The sequence below is a fragment of the Bacillus sp. MYb78 genome (genome assembly GCF_002975115.1).
Lineage (GTDB): Bacteria > Bacillota > Bacilli > Bacillales > Bacillaceae_G > Bacillus_A > Bacillus_A cereus.
Genome location: NZ_PCOB01000002.1, coordinates 322,047 through 348,292, shown reverse-complemented (window position 1 = coordinate 348,292; position 26,246 = coordinate 322,047). Strand labels below are relative to the sequence as shown.

Sequence of the window (26,246 nt, the reverse complement as noted above, 5' to 3'; positions counted from 1 at the left end):
ATCATTAACTTATATACGTGGCGAATAATATGTATCGTTATGTATTGTAACAAAAAAATGTTCCTTTATACTATATAAAAATATGGATTAAATACTAAAAAGATGAGAGACAGGGGATCTCTCACCTTTTTCTATATATAGGGGTACTTCACTTGGAACTCAAGGGTACTTAAATCATGAATGTACTTTTAACTTTTTAAACTCTTCTGTTAAAAGAGGTACAACTTCGAACAAGTCACCAACAATACCGTAGTCAGCTACTTTGAAGATACTTGCTTCTGGATCTTTATTAATCGCAACGATTATTTTTGAGTTAGACATACCTGCTAAATGCTGAATCGCACCAGAAATACCACATGCAATGTATAAGTCTGGCGTAACAACTTTACCAGTTTGACCAATTTGTAATGAGTACTCACAGTATTCAGCGTCACAAGCACCACGAGATGCCCCAACAGCGCCGCCTAGTACGTCAGCTAACTCTTTTAATGGTTTAAATCCTTCTTCACTCTTCACACCGCGTCCGCCAGCGATAATAACTTTCGCTTCAGAAAGATCCACACCTTCTGCTGTTTTACGGACAACATCTTGAATAATTGTACGTAAATCTTTCACATCAACTGTAATAGAAGATACGTCACCGCTGCGAGACTCATCTTTTTCCAGAGTTGCAATGTTATTTGGACGCACTGTCGCAAATAAGATGCCGTCTGTTACAATCTTCTTCTCGAATGCTTTACCAGAGTAAATTGGACGAGTGAAGATAACATTTCCACCTTCAACCTCTAAAGCAGTTACGTCAGAAACTAAACCAGCTTCAAGCTTCGCTGCTAATTTTGGTGATAAATCTTTACCAAGTGCCGTATGTCCAAAGACAATACCTTCTGGATTTTCTTCAGCATGTACAGCTAAAAACGCTTGTGCATAACCATCAGATGTATATGATTTTAATTTATCATTTTCAACTGTCACAACGCGATCTGCACCGTAATGAATCAATTCATTTGCAAAAGAGGCAACGCTGTCTCCAATTAGAAGACCTACTACTTCACCGCCTTCTGCAATTGTTTTTGCTGCTGCTACCGCTTCAAACGAAACGTTACGTAGCGATCCATCACGAACTTCACCCATTACTAATACTTTACGAGCCATAGATTTTCCCTCCTGCATATATAATTTCGTATTTTATTAGATTACTTTCGCTTCTGTATGGAGCAACGATACAAGTTCTTTTACTTGATCTTGCAGCTCGCCTTGTAACACTTTTCCTGCATCTTTCTTAGGAGGCAAATAGATTTCAATTGTTTTTGTCTTTGCTTCCACATCATCTTCTTCTAAATCTAAATCATCTAATTCTAATTCTTCTAGTGGCTTTTTCTTCGCTTTCATAATACCTGGAAGCGATGGGTAACGAGGTTCATTTAAACCTTGCTGTGCTGTTACTAAAACTGGTAATGAAGTTGCAATCACTTCTGTATCACCTTCAACATCACGCTCAATCTTCACATTTGTACCGTCAATTTCAAGTTTTGTAATTGTCGTTACATATGGAATATTTAACGCTTCAGCTACGCGTGGCCCTACTTGTCCAGATGCACCATCAATTGCAACGTTTCCGCCTAAAATTAAATCTGCATCTTTATCTTTTAAATACTCAGCAAGTACTTTTGCTGTCGTGAACTGGTCACCATTTTCTACATCATCTTCAATATTAATTAATACCGCTTTATCACAGCCCATTGCTAATGCAGTACGAAGTTCTTTCTCACTATCTTCGCCACCGACTGTTACAACTGTAACTTCTCCACCTTGTGCGTCTCTTACTTGAATTGCTTCTTCAATTGCATATTCATCGTAAGGGTTGATGATGAATTCCGCTTCGCCATCGTAAATTGCACCGTTTTTAATTACGATTTTTTCTTCTGTATCAAATGTTCGTTTCATGAGTACGTAGATGTTCATTCCATTTACCCCCTTGTTTTTCAGAAAGATTCTATCAATTTTAATTTTCTGTTAATTTATATTAAAAAAATAATTGAACTACCTGCCACTAAATGAAGGTTTACGCTTTTCTAAAAATGCGGCTACACCTTCTCTTCCATCTTCACTCGTAAATACTTCACCAAAAATTTGTGATTCACGTTGTACACCTTCATAGTAATGAGACGATTTTGTCGTTTGCAATAACTCTAGTACAGCACGAGTTGTTGCTGGACTTTTTCCAGCAATTTGTTTTGCAACTTTAAGCGTATCATCTAAAAATGATTCTTCAGAGAACAATCCGTTAACAAGTCCCCACTTTAATGCTTCTGCACCAGTAATTGGTGTACTTGTTAACATCATTTCACAAGCTTTCGCTTTCCCAACATAACGTGGTAAGCGCTGTGTACCTGCAAAGCCAGGAATTAATCCAAGTGTTAATTCAGGTAAACCAAGTTTTGCACTTTCAGTTGCAAAGCGCATGTGGCAAGACATAGCAAACTCAAGGCCGCCGCCCAGTGCCGCTCCATGAATTGCCGCAATAACTGGTTTTGAACATTTTTCAACACGCTCAAACGTAACTTGTCCAAGCTGTGCTAATTCTGTTGCTTGCTTCGCTTCAGTAACAGATGTAAATTCTTTAATATCTGCTCCTGCTGAGAAGAAACGTCCTTCACCGTGAATAACAACAACACGAATGTTATCATCCTTTTCCACTTGATCAATTAATTCAGTAACGTCATGCATAACTTGTGAAGACATCGCATTCGCTGGTGCGTGATTTAACGTCGCCACCGCGATATGATCTTCAACTCTTACAGATAGGAATTTCAACATGATCCCTCCCATTATTGACGATAACCACAAGCTGCAATAAGTAGCCCGTGTACCGTTTTTGAAAGTGCGACCAGATCATACTTATGATCGCTCATTACCCAATTGGTCACAACTTCATCTACTGTTCCAAAGATCATTTGTCTTGCCACGCGAACATTTAAATCTGCTTGAAATTCACCTTGTTTTATACCAGTCTCTAAAATCTCATCCATAACTTGTAAGTAGCCTTTTAATACTTCATTTATTTTAAGGCGCAAGTCTTGATTGGACTGCCTTAGCTCTAATTGCGTAACGATAGCAAGCGGATCATTTTGCGACAACAGCAAGAAGTGCGTTTCTACCAACATGAATAACTTCGATACAGCGCTTTCAATTCCTGCTGTTTTTTGACGAATTGTTTCGACAAATTCTCCCATCTTCTCTTGGAATAAGGATATTAATATATCTTCTTTATTTTTAAAATATAAATAAATCGTGCCATCAGCTACCCCAGCTTGCTTTGCGATTTTAGAAACTTGCGCTTGGTGGTACCCATTCTCCGCAATCACAATGACTGCCGCATCAATAATTTGATTGTATTTCGGTCTATTTTTCTTCACTTTACTGTCCCCTTCAAGAAGATGACTGAATGAATAGTCATTCATATTCTTATAATACTGACTATTTAGAAAAGTGTCAATCCTATTTTTTCAAAAAGAAAGGGCCTTAGCCCGTTTGCTCATCCTCATTCTTTCTCTTCTCTTCATCTATTAGAACACGGCGCAAAATTTTCCCTACTGTCGTTTTCGGCAATTCATCTCTAAACTCATATACTTTCGGCACTTTATAAGCCGCTAAATATTTACGTGCAAACTGATTTAATTCTTCCTCAGAGCATTCCGTACCTTCTTTTAACACAACAAATGCTTTAACTGTCTCTCCTCGGTACGGATCTGGAACTCCAATTGTCACTACTTCTTGCACTTTTTCATGCTCATATAATACTTCTTCAACTTCACGAGGATACACATTAAATCCACTCGCGACAATCATATCTTTCTTGCGATCTTTTACATAGAAGAATCCATCTTCATCCATGTAGCCAACATCACCTGTATGGAGCCAGCCATCTTGCAATACAGCCGCTGTTTCCTCTGGCTTATTCCAATATCCTTTCATAATTTGAGGGCCTTTCACTACAATTTCACCTATTTCTCCTGGCGGTAATGCCTCACCAGTTTCAAGCGACATAATGATTGCTTCTGTATCTGGCCACGGAACTCCGATGCTACCTGGCACTCGCTTTTCCCATAAAAAATTACTATGTGTAACCGGAGAGGATTCTGTTAAACCATATCCCTCTACTAGTTTACCACCTGTAACTTTTTCGAACTTTTCCTGTACTTCTACTGGCAGTGGTGCTGATCCACTAATACAAGCACGAATAGAAGAAATATCGTATTCTTTTAAAAGCGGACTATTTAAAAGAGCGATATAAATAGTTGGTGCCCCTGGAAACAATGTCACTTTATGCTTCTTAATCGCTTCAAAAACCATTTTCATATCAAACTTTGGAATAAGGACCATTTTGTATCCTTGCATAATACTTAAATTCATAACAGCTGTCATACCATAAACATGGAAAAATGGAAGAACCCCAAGAACGACTTCTTCTCCTTCTTTGCAATTATATAACCATTGAACTCCCATTAACGTGTTAGAGACGAGGTTTTTATGCGTTAACATAACTCCTTTCGGAAATCCGGTTGTTCCTCCTGTGTACTGTAAAAGAGCTAGATCATTTTCAGGATCACAAGGCACCTCAACATTCGTATTCACTTCTTTTTCTACTGAATTCCAAAGATGAATCGTTTCACTCTCTGATACTTTCACAACTAAATTCGACTGTTTTTTCTGCACAAATGGATACAATAGATTTTTAGGGAATGGTAAAAAGTCTGCAATACGAGTTACGATAATATGCTCAATTTTTGTAGCAGATTGAACATTCGTTACTCTTGGAAACACTAAATCGAGACAAAGAATTACTTTTGCTCCCGAGTCATGAAGCTGATATTCTAATTCCCTTTCTGTATACAGTGGATTGGTTTGTACTACGATACCTCCCGCAAGTAATGTACCGTAATAACCAATTACAGCTTGCGGACAATTCGGCAACATAATAGCAACTCGATCACCCTTTTCCACACCGAGTTTTTGAAGATAATTTGCAAACCGCTTCACCTTATCATGGAAGTCCGAAAACGTAATATCCTTCCCTAAAAAGTGAAGCGCTTTCTTTTCTGGGTAGCGAGAAGCCATCTGTTCTACATATCTATGAAGCGGCTGAATATCATAAGAAATCGTACTCGGAATTTCCTCTGGATAACTTTTCAACCATGGTTTTTCCACCTTCATTCCCCCTTCAAATACATAAAAAATAAATGAATGTTCATTCATGATGGTTATTTTCATTATATTATAGTCACCATAACGTTACAATCATAATATTCTGACTTTTATATAACTATGCTTTACTTCATTAACTTCTTATTATATGTAGAAACTCTCTTAATCTTAAAAGAGTAAGAGAGTTTGTCATTAACTTAATCTTATAATTGTTAATACCGCTCCTGGGGTAGTTGTTGATAATGTCGCAACAGCTAACAAACCAAATAATTGTAAGCTAATAGCATCTCCTGCTGCAAGAGTTGTAATAATTGTTGCACTAAATGATGTGGTTGCTACCGCAGGAGAATTTATCGTCCCAGCAAGTGCCCCTCCATTAATTGTAATCCGTGAACTGACTAATAATGAAGCCGTTATATTAATTGTATATGAAATATAATAATTACCAGCATTTGCAACCGTAAATACTGTGTTTCCACCAGAAACAGTAATTCCTGGACCGATGTTTTGATTATTCGGAAGCGGGACATTCGTTCCACCAAGAACTACCGATATCGCTGTTCCCGACGTATTATTTGCAAATGCATATGTCGCCGTGATACTTGTACCTGTAGCCCCGGTTGAACCCGTTGAGCCCGTCGCTCCTGTTGCTCCTGTCGGACCGGTTGAACCCGTCGTTCCCGTTGGACCTGTTGAGCCTGTTGAGCCTGTTGCTCCCGTTGGGCCTGTCACTCCTGTTGAACCCGTTGCCCCGGTTGCTCCCGTTGGACCCGTTGCTCCTGTTGGGCCTGTTGCTCCTGTTGAACCTGTCGCTCCTGTTGGGCCTGTTGCTCCTGTTGAACCTGTTACTCCCGTCGCCCCCGTTGGGCCTGTTGCCCCTGTTATTCCTGTTATTCCTGTTACTCCCGTCGCCCCCGTTGGGCCTGTTGCCCCTGTTATTCCTGTTATTCCTGTTACTCCCGTCGCCCCCGTTGGGCCTGTTGCCCCTGTTATTCCTGTTATTCCTGTTACTCCCGTCGCCCCCGTTGGGCCTGTTGCCCCTGTTATTCCTGTTATTCCTGTCGCTCCCGTTGGGCCTGTTGCTCCTGTTATTCCTGTCGCTCCCGTTGGACCTGTTGCTCCTGTTATTCCTGTCGCTCCCGTTGGACCTGTGTCGCCTGTTACTCCTGTCGCCCCCATTGGGCCTGTGCCACCTGTTGCTCCCGTTGGGCCTGCGCCACCTGTTGCTCCTGTTGCCCCCGTCGGACCGGTTGGACCAACCTTAGGAACTGTCCCATCGCAACTAAAACAGCATGAATCAACATGTACACCATTTTGATTATTACACCCACAATATCCATTTACGTTATTGCTCCATGAAGACATGTTGATCACTTCCTTTACATTCGATCTTTTTAGCGCAATCACCGACTTAAAAAACACCTATCTAAATAACAAAGAAATACTTTGCCTAGTCGGGGATAAAACACAGATTTCCTCCATACATTCTAGTAATTATTACATGCGATTCACTCTCCTTTTGCTTGTACTTTCGCCTTATCTCCACAGACTATTAACAATACACATTACACTATCGTACACAGCCACTTTCCCATTTAAACTTTCCACATTCGCCAATATTTTTAGTAAAGAGGCTTATTCTTCATAAATAGCGACTATAATATATAAAAATCCGTATAATTCGTTATTTTTCGTCAAAATTTTAAAAATATATTGACACTTAAAATACCCTCATAGTATGATTTGGGTGTTGTAATTGATAACCATTTTCACTTATGGTACTAGTTACAAAAAACACTTAATTTGGGGGCAGAAGATGAAGAAAATTCTCAGTATTTTCATAGTAGTTCTTCTATTCGCTGTTGGATGTGGACAGCAAAAAGAGGAGAAAAAAGAAACAAAAGCGGACAATAAAAATCAAGCTATAACAATTAAACACGCTGAAGGGGAAACGAAGTTAGATAAACCAGCAAAAAAAGTAGTTGTACTTGAGTGGGTATATTCTGAAGACTTATTAGCACTTGGTGTTCAGCCAGTAGGGATGGCAGACATTAAGAATTATAATAAATGGGTAAATACAAAAACAAAACCGAGTAAAGATGTTGTAGATGTAGGGACACGTCAACAACCAAACTTAGAAGAAATTAGCCGTTTAAAACCAGACTTAATTATTACAGCTTCATTCCGTGGTAAAGCAATTAAAAATGAATTAGAGCAAATTGCACCAACAGTTATGTTTGATCCATCAACAAGCAATAACGATCACTTTGCTGAAATGACAGAAACATTTAAACAAATTGCAAAAGCAGTTGGAAAAGAAGAAGAAGGTAAAAAAGTATTAGCTGATATGGATAAAGCATTCGCTGATGCAAAAGCAAAAATTGATAAAGCAGACTTAAAAGATAAAAACATCGCAATGGCACAAGCATTTACTGCTAAAAACGTACCAACATTCCGTATCTTAACTGAAAATTCTTTAGCTTTACAAGTTACAAAAAAATTAGGTCTAACAAATACTTTTGAAGCAGGAAAATCTGAGCCAGATGGTTTTAAACAAACAACTGTAGAATCATTACAAAGTGTACAAGATTCAAACTTCATTTACATTGTAGCGGATGAAGATAACATTTTTGACACGCAACTAAAAGGCAACCCTGCTTGGGAAGAATTAAAGTTCAAAAAAGAAAACAAAATGTATAAATTAAAAGGCGACACTTGGATTTTCGGTGGTCCTGAGTCTGCAACATCTTTAGCAACACAAGTAGCAGATGTAATGACAGCGAAGAAGTGATTACACGATGAATAGCCTAAAACATACACTTCGAGCAAGTCTTGTATTCGGAGGAGGAGCAGCTCTCTTGCTCCTCCTTTTCTTTATTCATATCGGACAAGGTCAAGCAAACATTTCCTATAGTATGATTATTGATGCTCTTATCTCACCGAACCAATCGCTAGAACATCAAACTTTAATCATGCTTCGATTACCTAGAGCTGTAATTGCCATTTTAGCTGGAGGCGCTCTTGCTGCATCAGGGGTTATTTTACAAACGTTAACGAAAAATCCACTTGCTGAATCCAGTACAATGGGTATTCACTCTGGCGCATATTTCTTTCTAGTAGCGGCTACAATTTTCTTACCGAAAGATTTACAAATTAATTCTCTTCTGTTCACATTTATCGGTGGTGCTATTACTGCTTTATTTGTATACCGTATTTCTGGTGGAAAAAAGGGAACCCCACTTAGAATGGCATTAGCTGGTATGGTCGTTACATTAATGCTCTCTGCCTTTACCGGAACGATGCAGCTTTTCTATGAAAATGAAACAGCTGGTTTATTTTTATGGGGAGCTGGCTCTCTTATTCAAAATAACTGGGATGGCGTTCAATTTGCTTTTCCATTTATCATTATTTCTTTCCTAGTTTTACTATTTATGTCTCGTAAACTCAACATTCTCTTACTTGGTGATGATGTTGCTATTTCTCTTGGTGAAAAAACAGCAGTAACACGTCTTATCGCCTTCATTGCTGCAATCTTTTTAACAGCAGTAATTGTTACTGTTGTTGGACCAATTGGCTTTGTCGGCTTAGTTGCACCTCATTTAATGCGCCTTATCGGATACCGTCAACACTTTACTCTTCTTCTCTCTTCTTTCTTATGGGGGGCAGTATTATTGCTTGGAGCAGATGTTGTCGGTAGATTAATAGATCCAACCGGTGCAGAACTTCCTGTTGGGGCAGTCACAGCAATGATTGGATCTCCTTGGCTTATTTACTTAGTGTATCGAATGATGAAGTCGAAACAATATATGAATGATAACGGTGCGAATGCAGCTGGAGCTAGTTCCCGCTATTATTCTTATAAAAAGGTAATCATTATATCTATCACACTTTGTATTGTGACGATTGCTCTTGGTGTTACAATCGGTAGTAACGCTTATATCGAAAGCATTACAAATGTTATATCAGGTCAATTAACACAATTTGACAAAAACATGATGATGAATCTTCGATTACCAAGAATGCTCGTTGCCGCTATTGCTGGTGCATGCCTTGCAATAAGTGGGCTTGTTTTCCAAGGTATATTACGAAACCCACTTGCCGATCCTTCTATTATTGGTATTTCATCAGGAGCTGGTGTCGGTGCTTTAACGATTATGTATGTCTTTCCTGCACTTCCTGGTTTCTTCCTACCAATTGGTGCATTTATCGGCGGACTACTTGCAGTTGGAATTGTCCTCTTCTTCTCATGGAAATCAGGATTTAGCCCAACAGCTCTTGCTTTAATAGGAATTGGTATTTCTGCACTTGGCTCAGCAATTATTCAAATCTTTATCGTTAGAGCCAATTTGAATGTTGCCGCTGCTTTAACATGGTTATCTGGCAGTACGTATGCAAGAGGGTGGAATCACTTAGAAAATATCATTCTATATCCATCTCTAATTCTTGTATTCATTATCTTTTTCTTAATAAAACAACTTGACGTTCTCGTACTGGGAGACGATTTAGCAACTGGACTTGGGCAACCAGTAAATAAAACACGTCTTGCTCTGATTGTGCTAGCGACACTACTTGCATCAGTAAATATCGCTGCTGTCGGTACAATTGCCTTTTTAGGCCTTGTCGCACCTCACTTAGCAAGAATTGTTGTTGGTATGAATCATCAAAGACTATTCGTTTGTTCAGCACTATTTGGAGCAATCCTTCTTTCTGTTGCTGACTTACTTGGACGTACAATCGCATATCCGAAAGAAATTCCTTCTGGTCTTGTCGTTGCTGTACTTGGAGCACCTTATTTCTTATGGCTAATGAGGAAGAGTGGGAAGAAAGTTAATTAAAAAGGAGGCTTCGTTTTAGAAGCCTCCTTTTTATATACTAAATAAAGTGAAACTTTAATTAGTGGGGGGGGCTTCATCCCCACTGATTATTAACCCAAACCAATTGGGCTTTTATGAGCAGTGGATCTCCCACCTAACTTCTTTGCTCCAGCCGAATCTTGAGGTGGGAATTTTACTGCAGGTGAATAGCGGGATAAATTACTCTGATCTCACTAATTTCACAGATTTAGTCCCTCCCATAAACTCATGATGTACAGTTAATGTGTTCTCCTCAAGTTTCAAATCAACCTTCTGTTTTCTTTCTCCCATTAAAAATACAAGCTCTATGGAAATAATCCCTTGGTCCACACTTAATATTCGAAAGTCTCCTATAGTAGTCCCTTTCCCAAAAATATTATGTTCCATAAATTCTCCGCCTGTTTTCTCACTATTAATAGATTCTATTTCCAACCCAACTAGCCTGTCTGTACTTTCTGATGACATCCAAGACCCCTTTAACTTTCCAATATCAGCCTCTTTTTTCTTTTCATTTTTTAACTCTTCCTCTTTTTTCTTAACTTCTGCTTGTTGAGTTAGTAAGCCATCTATTTGCTTATTCAGCTCTTCGGCCCGTTGATTTTCCGAAATAAATTGTTGATTTTGGCCAGTATCGTTAACAATTTTATTTACTATCCCTTTAGCCTCTTCATACTTTTTATCATTCTTTAACTTCTCTGCCTTTTCCAATTGACCTATATATTGACCTTTTAACTCTTTATGCTCTATGAGCGAATCTTTTTGTTCTTTCGCTTGACTTTGAAGGATTGCGGAACCATCTTTCATCTTTTCTACTTCTTGAAACAAACCTATTGCTTGTTCTATATTTCCACTCGATTTCTCTTTTATCGAACTTATCATCTTAGTAGTTTGGTCTTTTAATACCTTTGCTTCTTTATCATCCTTTTTCTCTTCTAATGCTAGCTCAAATGATGCTACTGCCGTGTCATATTCTTTACTCGCTAACGCCAATTTCCCTTGATCCATTGCTTTTTTATAGATTTCATTGCTACATCCTACCATTAAAAATAAAATTATGATTCCTAAAATCAATCTTTTCATAATATCCCCCTAAATTAATATAATTCTATATACACTCAATAGTATCATAAAATTTATATATAAAATTTTAAATACCATCATTAAAACATAAAGGGAACTTGTCATTTCTTCTCGAACTTAATCTATGAACATAAGTAGAGGGGGATAACAATAATGTACCAAACAATTGACGGCTTCTTGCAATCATGGACATACGAAGCAGAGTCTACTCAGAAAATGCTTGATTCATTAACCGATGCATCTTTATCACAAGAAATTGCACCTGAACATTGGACGTTAGGTAGAGTTGCTTGGCACATCGTGACGGCAATTCCTGTTATACTATCTGGCACAGGGCTAAAGTTTGAAGGAGAATCGAAAGATTATCCTGTTCCAACTTCTGCAAAAACAATTGCAGATGAATACCGTAAAGTAAACGCGGCTTTTGTTGAAACACTTCAAAGTAAATGGACTGATAAAGACTTAGCTACTATTAATGACTTCTTTGGTCGCCCTATGCCGAATTCTATATTTTTAATGACACTCATTAATCATCAAAATCACCACCGCGGACAAATGACGGTTTTAATGCGACAAGCTGGCTTAACAGTTCCTGGCGTATATGGCCCCGCAAAAGAAGAATGGGCTGCGGCTGGAATGGAAGCTCCTAAAATGTAACGACAAAAAAGACAAGATGTTTACATATCTTGTCTTTTTCTGTAACTTGTTTCATGTGAAACTATTTTTTCTTAATGGTTGTTTTATGGAAAAGATAGGTTAAAATGAATACATATTACGAAGAGGAGTAACCAAATTGAATACAAAAAATAAAAAAATAGCTATGGGAACTATTTTACTAACTTCTCTTATTGGAGTTATTAGTGTATCTCTTTATTTCACCTATTATGGTACCCCTTGGGGAAAACAAGTAGCAATTACGGACTCAAAAGAGTATATTACAAAATATTTTAATCTAGATGCAGAAGTCAAAAATACTTCTTACGATGCTAAAATGAATAGCTATGCAATCTCCTTTGAAACAAGTACCGACGGCGAGTTTACTATCGAATATAAAAGTCCTAATAACTTTAACATTTCTCCAGAAGTGCAAAAGTATTTAAGCACACACTCTAAATTTACAGAGTAGTAACGAAGCATACATATACAAAAAAGAGTTGGTGTAACACCAACTCTTTTTCACATATTCTTATCATACAGTTATATCTTCCTTCTCTATATTTTTAATGCCGTAATATGCAATTACAACTCCAATTGCTGCAAGTGCTAGTTGAAGGGGAAGAAAAGTTGCTGTAGAAAACGCTGGGTTGCCATTATTCATTGCAATTGTGACAACGATAAGAGATGAAACAATTGTAGTTGGCACGGAACGTTTACGCATTCCGAAATATAATGGGATTAAACTCATCCCCGCAGTTGCAATGGCTAAAGGAACTAGTTTTATTCCTTCTTGCATCAATTGATCTACTGTGAATGAATTAGGAAGAATTGAAAAATAACTATCTATCCCAAAGAAAATTCCTACTACTAAAATGTTAGATACAATAACTGTTATAAATGTTACTGTCGCTGTAATAGCCAACTTACTAGCCATCATCTTCTTTCGGTTAATGGGATAAGAAAACATGATTAGTATTGTTTTATTTTTATATTCACCAATTATTAGCCTTGCGATTAATACACTACCAAAAACAATAAACGTTGCTCTTACTATTGTGCTAGCCATTAACAATATCGTCTCTGGATTCCTTATTTCTGCATCACCTTCTACTTGAGCGATGATGCTCACAAAGATCATTAATGCCAGTATAACAATATTTGCAATAATTGCTCTCTTCACGTACCAACCAAGCTTAAACTTTTTCAATTCTAGCTTCATTAAATGTAGCATGATAGTGTCCTCCTTCCTCCTAAGATTTAATCAATATAAATGACTCCTGTTTCACTTAAAATCTTCGCTTCATTTTTTGCATCACCAATCGTTCCTATTTTTATTTTTTCTGTATTTTTATCTTTCTTAAGTCCTTTTAAATCCACTATTACATCAGCTGAATTACTTTTAGCCATAAGCTTCAATGATGCTGGGACACCTTTATACCGTACGCCAATATCCCCTGATTTTGTTTCTATAAATAATGATTTTCCTTCTGTCATATCTTTCAGTAATACTTCCCCAGATGTTGAAGTGATGTTCACATTTTCGTTTTTTACATTTTTCACATAATTATCGCCAGTAGTAGAAGTTATATTTACTTCTTGTAATGAACTATCTTTTAACATCAAATCCCCACTTTCGGATATGAATTCACCCTTCTCTGCCGATAGTCCTGTAATCATTCCATCTCCAGACTTGCCTTTTGTCACGATACTTTTTACTACTATATCGTTTATTTTCACATCACCCGATTTATTATTGACTACAATTTTGTCTATTGCTTTCCTCGGAATAGCTATACATATACTATTTTTCTTCCTAAACGTAAAACCATTAAAAAATTTGGTCACCTTTTGTTTTTGCTTAATCACAATTTTATTTTCGTCATTTTCTATTTTGACGGGATCTATCTTTTTATCTACTTGTTGACCTTGAGCGGAAATTACTATTTTATTAGCGTCTGTACTTTTAAATTCAATATTCCAGTTTTCATTGTCTACTTCTATTTCTTTTATATTATTGATTTCAAAAGACCTTTCTTGCTTAAAATCTTTCACCTGAAATACCTTAAAACCCAAAACCGCACTAGCAATTGTAATGACTAATATTGCAATTACTATTATTTTTTTCACCAGTCATACCCCAGTTCGTTTTTGTTTTAAGCTTGCTTCACGCCACATCAATCTTGTCGATTTTTCGATACGATAGATAACTAATGAAAATTCCTAATAAACAGAGCACGATTGGGATAGCTATAAAATCAAACATACTTACTTGACCATTTCCAGGACCAACGTTACCATTAATCAGCATACCAATTATTACTGCTGAAGTAATCGTTGTCGGTGTCGATTTCTTTCTCATTCCAAAAAATAAAGGAATTAAACTTATACCAGATATCATAAATGCACTTATAATAGTAGTTGGAACGGTAGCTATTATTTCCCCCATCGTAACAGGCGTTTCAAGTATTCCTATTATTGGATTCATACAGAATATGAGCAAACTAATAATAAATGTTGCGATTATCGTGCTCACAAAGCAAAAACTAAAAACAATTGCTAATTTCGCTCTCATTAGCATTTTCCTTTGCAGTGGGTACATAAATAGTAGCTGTATTGTTTTGTTCTTGTATTCATCAATCACTAAACGTGATAAAATAACCGATGCAAAAATAATAAATGTAATTCTAATAAAAATATTTGCTAAAGACATGTATTCCATATAGCTAGAGAACATCAACTCATCCTCTACTTTAGATGCCCATGCCATAAGACTTACCGCAGCAAAAATTGCTATAATACAAATCGCTACTCCTTTAAAATAACTAGATAATTTATGTTTTTTCCATTCGAGTTTCATTAATTTAAACATATAAACCACGCCTCCATTCTTTATATAACTCTCTCTACGCTGTTAACATTCTAATTCCAGCAGTAATTACGCTTAACATTCCTATCACTAGTAGAATTAACAACCATTTTCGCTCTGGTTTCCTATAATATGAAATCCCACTTATGAACATTACGATCAATCCACTTACTAGATTCACTAACAATCCATTAAGCATGAATGCCCTCTCCATCCATTACATTTAAGAAATATTCCTCTAAGGAACTATGTTTCTTATTAATACTTTCAATTTCCACATCATTCATAATAAGTGCTTTTGAAATGGCTTGCTGAGACACTGCCGTATCATACACACGAATCATATTTCCGCTCATTATTTTATAATTTTTTATGCCAAGTTTATCTTCTAAAATGTAAGCTGCACGCTTCACATCAGGAACAGTAATTTCAATGTACTCTGTTTGTTTTCCGTTAATACTCTTCATTGAAACTTCTTTTATTAGTTTTCCATTTTGAATTACACCAATTGTATCCGCCATTAATTCCATCTCACCTAAAATATGACTAGAAACTAATAATGTAATGCCATATTCTTTGCAGAGCATTTTAAATAAGTCTCGTAACTCTTTAATACCAATTGGATCTAAACCGTTTATGGGTTCGTCTAAAATGAGCAATTCTGGCTTTGTCACGATTGCCCTTGCAATACCAAGTCGTTGTTTCATTCCTAATGAAAAATCTTTTACTTTTTTATTATCTATCCCTTGCAGTTTCACTAAATGTAATGCATGGTCAATTGCGTTTTTATCGTAATAGCCCATATATTCACAATGTAATTCTAAATTTTCTTTCGCCGTTAATTTATCATAAAAGATTGGGTATTCAATAATTGTCCCCATTCTTTTTAATACTTCATAAGATGTGTCTGTTAACTTCTCACCTAAAATTTCAATCTCACCGCTCGTCGGTTTTATTAAATTTGTAATCATTTTCATAATCGTTGTTTTACCAGCACCATTCGGTCCTAAGAAACCGTATATCTCTCCTTTTTTCACATGCATGTTAACGCTAGAAATAACTTCTTTCCCTTTAAACACTTTCGTTAACTGATTCGTTTTTAATATATAGGTCATGTCACTTTCCCCTTTCGCACTACTTTATATTTTTATAATAGACAACGGAAATCTCTTTTTTCTTACCCGTTTCTTACAAATTCCTTACGCTGAAAAAAAAGCTTGTAGAATCTACTTCTCTACAAGCTAAAACTGCATCTTTTTTAATGCAACTGTAAAAATTGTTTTTTCATACGGCTTACTAGAAAGATGAATTTTTCCATCCATCGCTTCCACCAGTCTTTTCGTAATCGTTAACCCTAAACCGCTTCCTTGGTACAATCTATTTCTTGAATCTTCAAGTGTGTACATACGCTCAAACACTTTATCAATATGAGATTCATCAATCCCTTTTCCTTTATCCCATACGTCTATATACACATTCGTTTCATCATCTCTTAACGTCATACCCAGTATCTTTCCATCGTCTCCATATGTAATTGCATTTGATATTAAATTATTCAATACTCTACCTAATACTTCTACATTTCCAAGTGCATATATATTTTTTTCTGGTATATCAATATGAACTTGAAACCCTTTCGTCGTCACTAAATCATAAAAAGATAAAATCTTCTCACGACAAACCTCATTCATATTTACTTTTGTCATCTCGATTGCCTTGTCACCAGATTCCAATTTTGCTAAATCAAAAAACTTATGAATTAGTTCCATTACTTCTAGTGTTTTCACATGCACCTTTTCAAGTAATATTTGTTGTTCTTCTTTATTCATTGTTTTATCCTTATTTAACATTTCTGTATATCCAAGAATAACTGTTAGTGGCGTCTTTAAATCATGTGAAATATTTGAAAGCATTTTTCTCATCGAAATTTCTACTTTCGCATGATCTGCATTTGTTTTCTGTTTTGCATCTAATAATTGATTAATTGCCACTAATAATTTTTGCAATTCTCGATCATCTGTCATAACGAGTAACTTCTCGCCTGTTTGTACATTTACAATACTTTCTAACTTTTCATATGTGTATCGCAAATTTTTACTACTATTTTTTCTCATTTTATATTGTATGTAAATGACACATAACAATATGAAAATAATACCTATTAACAAATTGACCATATTACATCACTTCCAACTTATAGCCGATGCCCCATAACGTTTTGATATATTCTGGATTAGATGGATCACTTTCGATTTTCTCACGCAATCTTCTCATATGAACATTAATAACGTTATCGTCACCATAATACTCTTCGTTCCAAACTAGCGTATATATTTGTGCTTTTGTAAATACACGATTTTGATTCTTTACGAACAGTTTTAGAATCTCAAATTCTTTTAAAGTAAGCTTGAGAGGCTTCCTATTTTTTTCCACAGTAAAATTAATTGGATCGATTGTTAAATCACCAATTTGAATCATCTTTTCTGTTGTTTCTGTAGCCGAATATTTCGTAGATCTTCGAATACCTGCTTTTACACGCGCCGCCAATTCAATCATAGAAAATGGCTTACAAATGTAATCATCTGCTCCAAGTCCTAATCCAACAGCTTTATCAACATCTGTATCTTTTGCTGACATCATTAATATCGGAACCGCACTTTTTTCACGAATGATACGCACAACCTCTAAGCCATCTAGCTTTGGCATCATAATGTCGAGGATAATCAAATCAAATGAACCTTTTAAATATGTGTTCACGCCTTCTTCTCCATCAGATGCGATTGTAACTTGAAAGCCCTCTTTTATTAAATACTTTTCCACCATCTCTTGAATTGAGAGATCATCTTCAACTAATAAAATATGATGTGACATATGTCTATCCCCTTTTTACAAACGTTAACAATTCAATTGTATCGTAACTACTACAGACTTGAAACAAATATATGAATTTTCAAACCAACTTCCCTTCCTCCCCTAACAATGATATGATAAAATTCACTACGATTGTTCATAATTAACTTTATATAAAGGAGACTTATCATGTCAGAAAACAAAAAAGTAAGCTTAGCTGATTTAATGCGCGAACAACTTGCAAAGAAAAAGCAAGGAAATGGAAATGGGTCAAATAATACAAATCAAAGCCAAGAAACGAAAAAATTACAAAACCAACAAACTAAAAAAACAAACAACCAACGTAGACGTACAGGTGTATAAATGAACGGACAAAAACGTTCTAATATCGCACCCGGTCTTGAAGTTGATATTGTATTAAAACAAGATCAACGCACCGGCAAATTAACACGTGGAATTGTAAAAGATATTTTAACAAACTCCCCTTCCCATCCGCATGGTATTAAAGTACGATTGCAGGACGGGCAAGTCGGTAGAGTGCAAAATATCGTCCAATAAGAAAAAGGAGCTCAAGTAAACTCGAGCTCCTTTTTCTTTATTAACCTTTAATTTTCTCGATGAAAACTACTTTTAAATAGTCTCCTTCTTTAAATTGATCAATGGTACGGAAATCTTCTGGTAAAGAATGTTCTTCTAATATTTTATATTTGCCATTCATTTCTTTAAATGCTGTATCGATAAAGCCTTTAAACTTTTTCATATCGAATGCGCTACAATTTGTAGAAGCAACAATAATCCCGTTATTTTCTGTAATAGCAATTGTTTCTTTTAATAAATTTTTATAATCTTTTGCTGCACTAAACGTATATTTTTTTGAGCGCGCAAAGCTTGGAGGGTCAAGTACGACCATATCAAATTTCATATTTTTCTTCGCTGCATATTTAAAGTAAAGGAATACATCTTCTACAATAATGTCTTGTGCTTCATAATCTATTTCATTTACACTAAACTGCTCAATCGTTTTACTTAAACTACGATTTGCCAAGTCCACACTCGTTGTTTTACTCGCTCCGCCAAGCGCTGCAAATACAGAGAAAGCACCTGTATAAGAGAACATATTTAACACTGTTCTTCCCTTCGCATATTTATCACGAATTTGTTTTCGAACGCTACGCTGATCTAAAAACACACCAACCATCGCTCCGTCATTTAAATAAACAGCGAAGTTCACACCATTCTCTTTTACGATAAGTGGGAACTCACCGCGCTCTCCTGCTACGAAATCATCACCTTCAATGTATTTCCCTTTCGTATCAAAACGCTTTTTCTCATAAATACCTTTAAAGTTTGCTACTTTTTGAAGAGCTGCTATAATCTCATCTCTGAAAGTATAAATCCCTTCACTATACCAACTTACTACGTAATAGCCATCATAATAATCGATGATTAAGCCTCCAAGACCATCACCTTCACCGTTCACAACACGGAATGCTGTCGTATCACTTGATTTGTAAAATTGCTTTCGTTTATGTAAGGCAGATTTTATTTTACTTTCAAAGAAAGATTGATTAATTTGTTCACTCTCTTTTCTCGTTAAAATCCAGCCGTATCCTTTATTTTGTTTTCCATAATAACCTTTTCCAACAAATTGACTCTTCTCATCTACCACTTTAATGATTGTTCCTTCTTCCTGAACATCATTTAAATTTTGAATTGCATCTTTTAAAATAAGCGGATATCCACTTTTAATTTCTTTTATAAATTTCGGTTTTATTTTTACAGTTACTTCTGATCGCATATAATAACTTCCTTTCCATTTGCATGCTTTCTCTATAGGAAGCATTTCAAAAACGAGACTGAAAAACAGCCTCGTTTCACTATACCATATTATTGCTTTGCTAGTACAACTCGCTCATTCTCTCGCTTAACCACCATATATTTACTACATTTTGAAAGGGAAATCTTACTGTCCAAAACAATAAAAAAACTTATTTATTTTACATTTACCATTGACAATGATAATGATTTTCATTATCATTTAATGTATATGAGTTCTCGAAAATAAAGGCTACATTTATAGGAGGAATAAAACATGATTATTGTTACAAATACAGCTAAAATTACAAAGGGAAATGGACATAAATTAATTGAGCGTTTTAATAAAGTAGGTCAAGTCGAAACAATGCCAGGCTTTTTAGGATTAGAAGTTCTTTTAACGCAAAATACAGTTGATTATGATGAAGTAACAATTAGCACACGCTGGAATGCAAAAGAAGATTTCCAAGGTTGGACGAAGAGCTCAGCATTTAAAGATGCTCACTCACATCAAGGCGGGATGCCAGAATATATTCTTGATAATAAAATCGCTTACTACAATGTTGAAGTTGTACGTATGCCAATGGCTGCAGCACAGTAAACATATTTCTTTTTTAAAGTATAGAATATGAGAAGCGTTACCACTTCTCATATTCTATACTTTTTTATTTACTGTCTTTTTACTAGTTTCGCATGCACGACTAACCTTCCTGCTTCTGGATCAAGTGCATAGTCACACGTCGAAAGTGTTACGATTTGATCACTTGCTGTCAATTTTGTATCCGTTTTGTACAACGATTTTTCTTGAATTTTCTCCAAAAATGATGTGTATTCCTTATCACTGCTAAAATCCGTTTCAATGTAATAAAAATCAGTTGTTGTTGTATACACCGAGAACACTTCAAGATCATATCCTTCAAATAATGTATCGTAATATAATTTACGATGCGACATGAAGAACTCTTCATCTAACATTTTCTTTAAACTTCCAAACATAGAACCATCTTTCATACGATGACCATATAAAATAGTATTTCGATTTTGAGATTTCACATCATTACGATAGTCCATAAAGATGCTTCCTGCTCTCATATCTTCACCTTTATAATTACGAAATAAATAGTAATCATTGTCTTTCGCTTGAACGATTGGATAATTAATTTGTGTATCATCCATCGTAACCCATCCAACTATTTCTTGGTTAATTTGCTGCAGAGCCTTGAACTGTTTACGTACTTCCCCATCTTGTGATTGCTCTTCCATCGGACTTTTTTCATAAATGTTTTGTGCTTCGGCCATTACTTTACGATTTTCATAGTAATCCATGAAAATATCACCTAATTCATATACTGAATAGAAAAAGGTACCTAAAAAAACAACTGTAAGTATTCGTTGAAAAAAAGAATTCTTCTTCCGTTCTTTTTTACTACTCAAATTATCACCTCAAAACGGATTGTTCGCATATTTAAATACCCATTGGGACCATATACAATCCTGTATCTTCATCTTGCTTTACAACGACATCTACACCGTATATCGTCTTTATCATACTTTCTGTCACAACATCATTTGGCTTACCTTTCGTAACAATTTCGCCGTCTTTCATAACAATGATATGATCACTATAGCGAATCGCCTGATTAATATCGTGTAATACCATAACGATCGTCAATCCATGTACTTCATTTAACTCTTTTACTAGCTCTAATATTTCAAGTTGATAATAAATATCTAAATAGGTTGTCGGTTCATCTAAAAAGAGCATTGGTGTTTTCTGAGCTAACGTCATAGCAATCCAAACACGTTGTCTTTCTCCACCAGATAACGCATGAATCTCTTTATCACGTTTACTTAGCAAATTCGTACATGCTAAAGCCCTTTCGATCGCTTCTCTATCTTCATCAGTTTGCGAGGAAAAAACATTTTTATGAGGCATACGACCAAAACTTGTTAATTTCTCTACCGTCATATCTGCCGGTGCTTCATTTTGTTGATGGACAACGGCTAACTTTCTAGCAAACTCCTTCGGTTTATATTGGCTAATCGCCTTCCCATCCAGTATTACCTCTCCGCTACGAGGATCGTGATTTCTTGACATCACGCCAAGTAATGTCGATTTCCCGCAACCGTTTGGGCCAATAATTGTTGTAATTTTACCAATCTCTATTTCACTACTAACCGACTTTAATCGATCCGTTACATTATCATACGAAAAGGTTACATTTTTAATTTCCATGAACTTTATCACTCTTTCTAAGCAAGAATATTAAGAATGGACCACCAATAACTGCCATAATTGTTGCTGCTGGAATTTCGTTAGGTGGCACAATTAACCTTCCAATCGTATCCGCCGTCAAAATTAATAACGCGCCTGCAAGAGCAGAAAATGGAATTAATACTTTATGGTCTGAACCGACTAATTGTCTTGAAATATGCGGAACTAGTAATCCTACAAAAGCAATAACACCTGCAATCGCTGTTGATACTGCCGCTAAGAGTACTGCAATGGCAGAAATAATAAGACGAACTCTCGTCACGTGCAAGCCTAAGTTTTTCGCAGTCTTATCTTGTAGCGATAATAAGTTACACCAAGCTCCTACGAACAGAGCAAGAATAAGACCAATTGTTCCATACATAACCATTATTTCTACATCGCCCCACGTCTTCATCGTTATATTAGAAGTCGTCGTTTGCTTAATACTCTTAATGAAATATCCGCAAATCGTAATGAACGATTCATTTAATCCAGTGAACATCGCATTAATAGCTATACCAACTAAAATAATGCGAAGGGGACTTAACCCTGACTTCCATGAAAATGCATAAACAAGATAACATGCAAACGCACCACCTAAAAAGGCGAATACTGGTGTCCAGAAAAAGAATTGCGGGAATAACGTAATAATAACAAGTGTCATAAAACTTGCTCCAGAAGATATCCCGATTACCCCAGCATCAGCAAGTGGATTTTTCATAACAGCTTGAAAAAGCACACCTGAAACAGCCAGAGCTGCTCCAGTAAATAGTGCAATAATAATACGCGGGAAACGTAAATCTTTAATCACTTCAACATCTTCATTTCCACCTGTAAATATCCCTTGCACAAGCTCAACAATACCTACTTCTAAACTCCCTTTCATCGCTGAAAATGATGTCATAACAATAAGCAATGCAGTAACAATGAGGAAACTCCACGTTTTTTTATTCATTCCACTCTTCCTTTATATTAAAATGCATCACGGATACATCATTTTTTTCAATTCATCTAAAGCTTCAATTGCTGCTAAATTACCTGTCGTTCCAAATAAACGCTCTTCTAAATCGTAAACACGGTTATTTTTAACTGCAGCGAAGTGCTTCCAAATATCATTTGTTTTAAATTCTTTATCAAACATTTTCACAACTTCATCAGGCATACCATGAGCTGCTCGTAAAATAATATCCGGATCAGCTTTCTTTAAATACTCTGTATTAGAAGCTAAATACTCTACTTGTTCACCTTGTACAATGTTTTTACCACCTAATTGTTTCACTAAATCTCCAATATAAGAATGCTCTGTTGCTACTAAATAACTGCCTGGCACACCTAATAAAATAAGCACTGTCGGTTCTTTCTTTCCTTTTACTTCCTTTTGAATGCTAGCAACCTTTTTATCTAACTTAGTTACTACTGCTTCAGCCTGCTTTTCACGTCCATATTTCTTACCTAAATCGCTAATAGAACTTTGCATATTTTTTAAACTCGTTAAATCTAAAAAGTTTGCTTTCATACCCACACCATCAAAAACTGGCTTTAATTCATATTCAAGTGTTGTCACAGATAACACTTCTGAAGGCTTTAATGACTTTACCTTTTCCATATCTGGACTCATTGGATTCCCAACTTCAGGTAAACCTTTATATCGCTTCGGTAAAGTTTTAGAACTTGTTGGAACGCCGACTAAATCTACTTCTAACGCATCCATAATTTCAGTAACAGCCACTGTTGTTGCAACAACGCGCTCCTTACTCTCACTCTTTACCTGCTTTGCTGTTTCTTTTTTTGGTGATGAGCACCCAGCTATACTCATTAACAAAATGATAGCCATTAGTACACTTACGATTTTCTTCACTCTCAATCACCACTCCCTTCCATACAATATGAAACAAGTCTTGATGCACGCGAACATGCATCAAGACTCCAAAAATTACAATCTACCTGCTCTATATTTACGAACTAGTAAAGCAAGTGAACCTAGCAGTAACACCATGTATAAACCAAGTTGTGCTGTATCTGCAGTTTTTGAGTTTTTCTCTTTTTTCGAATTATTTTTTGTATCTTCTTTTTTCTTCTGACCATCTGCATTTCGGTTAAAATCAGGAGTACCTACTGTTTTTACATTATCTACTTTCGGTGTAGTCACTGGATTTTTCGGTTCATTTTTCGGTTCCTCTTTAATAGTTCCTAACGCGCCGATATTATTTGTATCAAATTGAATTTGTACATCGTAGAAATGATGGTAGTTCATCTCATCGATGTCTACCTTTACTTTTGCGTTTAATTTTTTAAATAGATCTTCTACTTCAAACTGTACTACTCGCGTATTTGCATTTTTATCTTCGCTTACTACTTTCGCATCAGCGAATAGTTCCTTGTTTTCCGTTTGGAATTTCGTAATCCACGCACTATTTTTCAGCGTCATCTCAATGTATTTTTTACCATCTTTTACGATTAATTTCGCTGGATTTACAACATAGTCATTCATCTTTGAAATCTCATCTGTTTTATCTTTTAATACTTTAAATGTAATATCATATTGGCCATCTACTAAATTTTTCGGGTCAACTATTACTTTCGGGTTATTATTTCCACCTTGGTTTCCATTCCCACCTTGGTTGTCATTCCCTCCTTGGTTGTCGTTTCCTCCTTGGTTCCCTAAAGCTTTAATACTGTCTTGATCAAATACAAATTGAACATCGTAGAAATGGTGATAATTCATTGAATCAATATCTACTTTTACTTTTGCATTTAATTTTTTAGACAAATCGTTTACTTCTACTTCTACTACTCTTGTATTTTGTTCTTTATTTTCACTTAACACTTTTGCATTAACGAAAGAACCATTCTTCTCAAATTCAAATTTCGTAATCCATGTACTATTTGTTAATGTAAACGATACGTATTTCTTACCATCTTTTACTTTTAATACACCTGGGCTTTTTGTGTATGTGTTCATCATTGAGATTTCATCTGTTTGATCTTTTAACACTTTAAAGCCAATGCTGTATTCACCATCTTTAAGAGCTTTTGGATCAATTGTTGTGTTATTATCTTGGTTGTCGTTTCCACCTTGGTTGTTATTTCCGCCTTGGTTGTCGTTTCCATCTTGGTTATCTAACGGCTTAATGCTACCTTTATCAAATGCAAATTGAATATCGTAAAAATGGTGATAATTCATTGAATCGATATCTACTTTTACTTTTGCATTTAATTTTTTAGACAAATCGTTTACTTCTACTTCCACTACGCGTGTATCAGCTTTTTTATCTTCACTTATTACATTTGTATCAACAAACGAACCATTTTTCTCAAATTCAAATTTTGTAATCCAAGAACTGTTCGTTAACGTAAATGATACATACTTCTTACCATCTTTTACTTTTAGCACACCTGGACTTTTTGTATATGTGTTCATCATTGAAATTTCGTCTGTTTGATCTTTTAATGCTTTAAAATTGATGCTGTATTCACCATCTTTAATTGTTTCAGCATCTGGTTTTTTATTTTCATCTGGTTTTTCTGCTTCCGGTTTTTCTACTTCTGGTTTTTCTGCTTCTGGTTTTTCTACTTCCGGTTTTTCTACTTCTGGTTTTTCTACTTCTGGTTTTTCTACTTCTGGTTTTTCTGCTTCCGGTTTTTCTACTTCTGGTTTTTCTGCTTCCGGTTTTTCTACTTCTGGTTGTTTCTCTTCATTTTTAATTTGTTCAAGTTTATCTTGTTCAAATAAAAGTTGTACATCATGCGTTTGCTTATAATTTCTTGATGCCATTTCGATAAATACTTTTGTATTTAGTTTTTTAGATAAATCGTTTACTTCAAACTCTACTACTCTTGTATCTTTTTCCTTATCCTCACTCACTACTTTTGCATCAACAAATGCGCCATCTTTTTCCGTTTGGAAATTTTTAATTAATGAGCTATTTTTTAGTGTTACAATTGCTTTTTTCTTACCGTTTTCTACTTTTAATACTCCTGGATTTACCATGTAAGTATTCATCTTAGATTCTTCATCTGTTTGATCTTTTAATACTTTAAATGGAATGCTGTACGCACCATCTGTAATTGTGTTAGAATTTGGTTGTTGATCTGGGTCAGGCTTTTGGTCGGGCTTCTGACCTGGATCAGTAGTTTCATTTGGATCTGGCTTATTAGCTGGGTCCTCTTTTTCATTTGGTTTTTCTACATGAATTGGTGTAATGCTATTTTGATCAAATGCAATACGAACGTCGTACTCATGATGATAATTTAAAAAATCAATATCTACTTTTACTTTTGCATTTAATACCTTCTCTACATCTTCTACATCAAATTCTACTACTCTTGTGTCTTTTTCTTTATCTTCACTAATTACATTTGTCGCAACTAGCTTACCTGCTTTTTCTGTTTCAAACTTCGTAATCCATGAACTATTCGTTAATGTAAAGGATACTTTCTTTTTCCCATCCTTCACTTTTAAAGTTCCCGGGCTTACTGAATATTGATTCATCATCGATTCTTCATCTGATGTATCTTTTAAAACTTTGAAGCCAATTGAATATTCACCGTCAGCCAACTTGGTAGCTGCTTGAACTGCAAGTGGTTGTAATGTTGATACGAATGTAAATATCATTAAAAACATAGCAACAATAATTTTTGTATACCTGTTCAATGGAACGACTCT

Annotated in this window: 27 protein-coding genes; 7 read left to right on the top strand and 20 right to left on the bottom strand. The window is 35.6% G+C overall.

The window, feature by feature from the left end; all coding sequences use genetic code 11:
- Positions 1-174: 174 nt before the first annotated feature.
- The 6 genes from etfA to CQ064_RS05735 form a co-directional block, all read right to left on the bottom strand.
- Positions 175-1,152 carry an electron transfer flavoprotein subunit alpha gene (etfA, locus tag CQ064_RS05760; protein WP_000101946.1) on the bottom strand — a complete coding sequence of 326 codons (978 nt, stop codon included), beginning with the start codon at positions 1,150-1,152 and terminating at the stop codon, positions 175-177.
- A gap of 36 nt (positions 1,153-1,188) precedes the next feature.
- Positions 1,189-1,962, bottom strand: coding sequence for an electron transfer flavoprotein subunit beta (gene etfB / locus CQ064_RS05755; protein ID WP_001029028.1), 774 nt, complete (start codon positions 1,960-1,962; stop codon positions 1,189-1,191).
- A 78-nt stretch (positions 1,963-2,040) separates the two neighbouring features.
- Positions 2,041-2,817 (bottom strand): enoyl-CoA hydratase, encoded by a 777-nt coding sequence (locus CQ064_RS05750; RefSeq protein WP_000911291.1) that lies wholly within the window; start codon positions 2,815-2,817, stop codon positions 2,041-2,043.
- Between the two features lie 11 nt (positions 2,818-2,828).
- Positions 2,829-3,416, bottom strand: a complete 588-nt coding sequence (locus tag CQ064_RS05745; RefSeq protein ID WP_000742223.1) for a fatty acid metabolism transcriptional regulator FadR — start codon at positions 3,414-3,416, stop codon at positions 2,829-2,831.
- A 106-nt stretch (positions 3,417-3,522) separates the two neighbouring features.
- Positions 3,523-5,208: a long-chain-fatty-acid--CoA ligase gene (locus CQ064_RS05740; protein WP_000414744.1), complete on the bottom strand. Its 1,686-nt coding sequence runs from the start codon at positions 5,206-5,208 to the stop codon at positions 3,523-3,525.
- 189 nt (positions 5,209-5,397) lie between these two features.
- On the bottom strand, positions 5,398-6,570 hold the full coding sequence (locus CQ064_RS05735; RefSeq protein WP_105559641.1) for a BclA C-terminal domain-containing protein: 1,173 nt from the start codon (positions 6,568-6,570) through the stop codon (positions 5,398-5,400).
- Between the two features lie 451 nt (positions 6,571-7,021).
- Between CQ064_RS05735 and CQ064_RS05730 the strand changes: the two genes are divergently transcribed.
- A complete protein-coding gene (locus tag CQ064_RS05730) occupies positions 7,022-7,996 on the top strand; it encodes an ABC transporter substrate-binding protein (protein ID WP_000722820.1) in 975 nt (324 codons plus the stop codon).
- Between the two features lie 7 nt (positions 7,997-8,003).
- Positions 8,004-10,040, top strand: a complete 2,037-nt coding sequence (gene fhuB / locus CQ064_RS05725; RefSeq protein ID WP_001086669.1) for a Fe(3+)-hydroxamate ABC transporter permease FhuB — start codon at positions 8,004-8,006, stop codon at positions 10,038-10,040.
- Positions 10,041-10,238: 198 nt separating this feature from the next.
- Here fhuB and CQ064_RS05720 read toward each other — a convergent pair whose 3' ends face one another.
- On the bottom strand, positions 10,239-11,138 hold the full coding sequence (locus CQ064_RS05720) for a tetratricopeptide repeat protein (RefSeq protein ID WP_000825572.1): 900 nt from the start codon (positions 11,136-11,138) through the stop codon (positions 10,239-10,241).
- Between the two features lie 153 nt (positions 11,139-11,291).
- Here CQ064_RS05720 and CQ064_RS05715 point away from each other — a divergent pair, with 153 nt between their 5' ends.
- Both CQ064_RS05715 and CQ064_RS05710 read left to right on the top strand, forming a co-directional pair.
- Complete coding sequence (locus CQ064_RS05715; protein ID WP_000284950.1) at positions 11,292-11,795, top strand: DinB family protein; 504 nt, start codon at positions 11,292-11,294, stop codon at positions 11,793-11,795.
- Between the two features lie 136 nt (positions 11,796-11,931).
- Positions 11,932-12,264, top strand: coding sequence for a YfjL-like protein (locus CQ064_RS05710; protein WP_001093302.1), 333 nt, complete (start codon positions 11,932-11,934; stop codon positions 12,262-12,264).
- A 63-nt stretch (positions 12,265-12,327) separates the two neighbouring features.
- On the opposite strand, the gene CQ064_RS05705 is transcribed toward CQ064_RS05710, so the two are convergent.
- From CQ064_RS05705 to CQ064_RS05675, 7 genes are all read right to left on the bottom strand, one after another.
- Positions 12,328-13,026: an ABC transporter permease gene (locus tag CQ064_RS05705; protein WP_000902920.1), complete on the bottom strand. Its 699-nt coding sequence runs from the start codon at positions 13,024-13,026 to the stop codon at positions 12,328-12,330.
- Between the two features lie 26 nt (positions 13,027-13,052).
- Complete coding sequence (locus tag CQ064_RS05700; protein WP_000721012.1) at positions 13,053-13,922, bottom strand: DUF4097 family beta strand repeat-containing protein; 870 nt, start codon at positions 13,920-13,922, stop codon at positions 13,053-13,055.
- A 37-nt stretch (positions 13,923-13,959) separates the two neighbouring features.
- Positions 13,960-14,664 carry an ABC transporter permease gene (locus tag CQ064_RS05695; protein WP_000475535.1) on the bottom strand — a complete coding sequence of 235 codons (705 nt, stop codon included), beginning with the start codon at positions 14,662-14,664 and terminating at the stop codon, positions 13,960-13,962.
- Positions 14,665-14,698: 34 nt separating this feature from the next.
- Positions 14,699-14,860 (bottom strand): hypothetical protein, encoded by a 162-nt coding sequence (locus tag CQ064_RS33350; RefSeq protein WP_000931770.1) that lies wholly within the window; start codon positions 14,858-14,860, stop codon positions 14,699-14,701.
- Complete coding sequence (locus CQ064_RS05685; protein WP_000221100.1) at positions 14,853-15,776, bottom strand: ABC transporter ATP-binding protein; 924 nt, start codon at positions 15,774-15,776, stop codon at positions 14,853-14,855. The genes CQ064_RS33350 and CQ064_RS05685 overlap by 8 nt, the downstream gene beginning before the upstream one ends.
- A 126-nt stretch (positions 15,777-15,902) precedes the next feature.
- A complete protein-coding gene (locus tag CQ064_RS05680) occupies positions 15,903-16,838 on the bottom strand; it encodes a HAMP domain-containing histidine kinase (protein ID WP_000247669.1) in 936 nt (311 codons plus the stop codon).
- Between the two features lies 1 nt (position 16,839).
- Positions 16,840-17,532, bottom strand: a complete 693-nt coding sequence (locus tag CQ064_RS05675; protein ID WP_000018060.1) for a response regulator transcription factor — start codon at positions 17,530-17,532, stop codon at positions 16,840-16,842.
- Between the two features lie 168 nt (positions 17,533-17,700).
- Between CQ064_RS05675 and CQ064_RS33345 the strand changes: the two genes are divergently transcribed.
- Together CQ064_RS33345 and CQ064_RS05665 are read left to right on the top strand one after the other, a co-directional pair.
- Complete coding sequence (locus tag CQ064_RS33345; RefSeq protein ID WP_001293585.1) at positions 17,701-17,874, top strand: hypothetical protein; 174 nt, start codon at positions 17,701-17,703, stop codon at positions 17,872-17,874.
- Entirely contained in the window at positions 17,875-18,069 is a 195-nt protein-coding gene (locus CQ064_RS05665) for a YwbE family protein (protein WP_001014310.1), read from the top strand.
- 40 nt (positions 18,070-18,109) lie between these two features.
- Here the strand turns inward: CQ064_RS05665 and CQ064_RS05660 are convergent, their stop codons facing one another.
- Entirely contained in the window at positions 18,110-19,309 is a 1,200-nt protein-coding gene (locus CQ064_RS05660) for a class I SAM-dependent rRNA methyltransferase (RefSeq protein ID WP_001255968.1), read from the bottom strand.
- A gap of 294 nt (positions 19,310-19,603) precedes the next feature.
- On the opposite strand from CQ064_RS05660, the gene isdG reads away from it, so the two are divergent.
- Positions 19,604-19,927: a heme oxygenase gene (gene isdG / locus CQ064_RS05655; RefSeq protein WP_000587824.1), complete on the top strand. Its 324-nt coding sequence runs from the start codon at positions 19,604-19,606 to the stop codon at positions 19,925-19,927.
- 68 nt (positions 19,928-19,995) lie between these two features.
- Here the strand turns inward: isdG and srtB are convergent, their stop codons facing one another.
- The 5 genes from srtB to CQ064_RS05630 form a co-directional block, all read right to left on the bottom strand.
- Entirely contained in the window at positions 19,996-20,760 is a 765-nt protein-coding gene (srtB, locus tag CQ064_RS05650; protein WP_000095598.1) for a class B sortase, read from the bottom strand.
- A 31-nt stretch (positions 20,761-20,791) separates the two neighbouring features.
- On the bottom strand, positions 20,792-21,562 hold the full coding sequence (locus CQ064_RS05645) for an ABC transporter ATP-binding protein (protein ID WP_000403738.1): 771 nt from the start codon (positions 21,560-21,562) through the stop codon (positions 20,792-20,794).
- Positions 21,552-22,535: a FecCD family ABC transporter permease gene (locus CQ064_RS05640; protein WP_001036824.1), complete on the bottom strand. Its 984-nt coding sequence runs from the start codon at positions 22,533-22,535 to the stop codon at positions 21,552-21,554. Before CQ064_RS05640 ends, CQ064_RS05645 begins: the two co-directional genes overlap by 11 nt.
- Before the next feature lie 27 nt (positions 22,536-22,562).
- On the bottom strand, positions 22,563-23,444 hold the full coding sequence (isdE, locus tag CQ064_RS05635; RefSeq protein ID WP_001264109.1) for a heme ABC transporter substrate-binding protein IsdE: 882 nt from the start codon (positions 23,442-23,444) through the stop codon (positions 22,563-22,565).
- Positions 23,445-23,513: 69 nt separating this feature from the next.
- Positions 23,514-26,234, bottom strand: a complete 2,721-nt coding sequence (locus CQ064_RS05630) for an NEAT domain-containing protein (protein ID WP_001083198.1) — start codon at positions 26,232-26,234, stop codon at positions 23,514-23,516.
- Between the last annotated feature and the right edge of the window lie 12 nt (positions 26,235-26,246).

Bases quoted from the DNA above. Each gene is read 5' to 3' on its own strand.
- etfA (WP_000101946.1), bottom strand. From the start codon at position 1,152: ATGGCTCGTAAAGTATTAGTAATGGGTGAAGTTCGTGATGGATCGCTA.
- etfB (WP_001029028.1), bottom strand. From the start codon at position 1,962: ATGAACATCTACGTACTCATGAAACGAACATTTGATACAGAAGAAAAA.
- CQ064_RS05750 (WP_000911291.1), bottom strand. From the start codon at position 2,817: ATGTTGAAATTCCTATCTGTAAGAGTTGAAGATCATATCGCGGTGGCG.
- CQ064_RS05735 (WP_105559641.1), bottom strand. From the start codon at position 6,570: ATGTCTTCATGGAGCAATAACGTAAATGGATATTGTGGGTGTAATAAT.
- CQ064_RS05730 (WP_000722820.1), top strand. From the start codon at position 7,022: ATGAAGAAAATTCTCAGTATTTTCATAGTAGTTCTTCTATTCGCTGTT.
- fhuB (WP_001086669.1), top strand. From the start codon at position 8,004: ATGAATAGCCTAAAACATACACTTCGAGCAAGTCTTGTATTCGGAGGA.
- CQ064_RS05720 (WP_000825572.1), bottom strand. From the start codon at position 11,138: ATGAAAAGATTGATTTTAGGAATCATAATTTTATTTTTAATGGTAGGA.
- CQ064_RS05715 (WP_000284950.1), top strand. From the start codon at position 11,292: ATGTACCAAACAATTGACGGCTTCTTGCAATCATGGACATACGAAGCA.
- CQ064_RS05705 (WP_000902920.1), bottom strand. From the start codon at position 13,026: ATGCTACATTTAATGAAGCTAGAATTGAAAAAGTTTAAGCTTGGTTGG.
- CQ064_RS05695 (WP_000475535.1), bottom strand. From the start codon at position 14,664: ATGTTTAAATTAATGAAACTCGAATGGAAAAAACATAAATTATCTAGT.
- CQ064_RS33350 (WP_000931770.1), bottom strand. From the start codon at position 14,860: ATGCTTAATGGATTGTTAGTGAATCTAGTAAGTGGATTGATCGTAATG.
- CQ064_RS05685 (WP_000221100.1), bottom strand. From the start codon at position 15,776: ATGACCTATATATTAAAAACGAATCAGTTAACGAAAGTGTTTAAAGGG.
- CQ064_RS05680 (WP_000247669.1), bottom strand. From the start codon at position 16,838: ATGGTCAATTTGTTAATAGGTATTATTTTCATATTGTTATGTGTCATT.
- CQ064_RS05675 (WP_000018060.1), bottom strand. From the start codon at position 17,532: ATGTCACATCATATTTTATTAGTTGAAGATGATCTCTCAATTCAAGAG.
- CQ064_RS33345 (WP_001293585.1), top strand. From the start codon at position 17,701: ATGTCAGAAAACAAAAAAGTAAGCTTAGCTGATTTAATGCGCGAACAA.
- CQ064_RS05665 (WP_001014310.1), top strand. From the start codon at position 17,875: ATGAACGGACAAAAACGTTCTAATATCGCACCCGGTCTTGAAGTTGAT.
- CQ064_RS05660 (WP_001255968.1), bottom strand. From the start codon at position 19,309: ATGCGATCAGAAGTAACTGTAAAAATAAAACCGAAATTTATAAAAGAA.
- isdG (WP_000587824.1), top strand. From the start codon at position 19,604: ATGATTATTGTTACAAATACAGCTAAAATTACAAAGGGAAATGGACAT.
- CQ064_RS05645 (WP_000403738.1), bottom strand. From the start codon at position 21,562: ATGGAAATTAAAAATGTAACCTTTTCGTATGATAATGTAACGGATCGA.
- CQ064_RS05640 (WP_001036824.1), bottom strand. From the start codon at position 22,535: ATGAATAAAAAAACGTGGAGTTTCCTCATTGTTACTGCATTGCTTATT.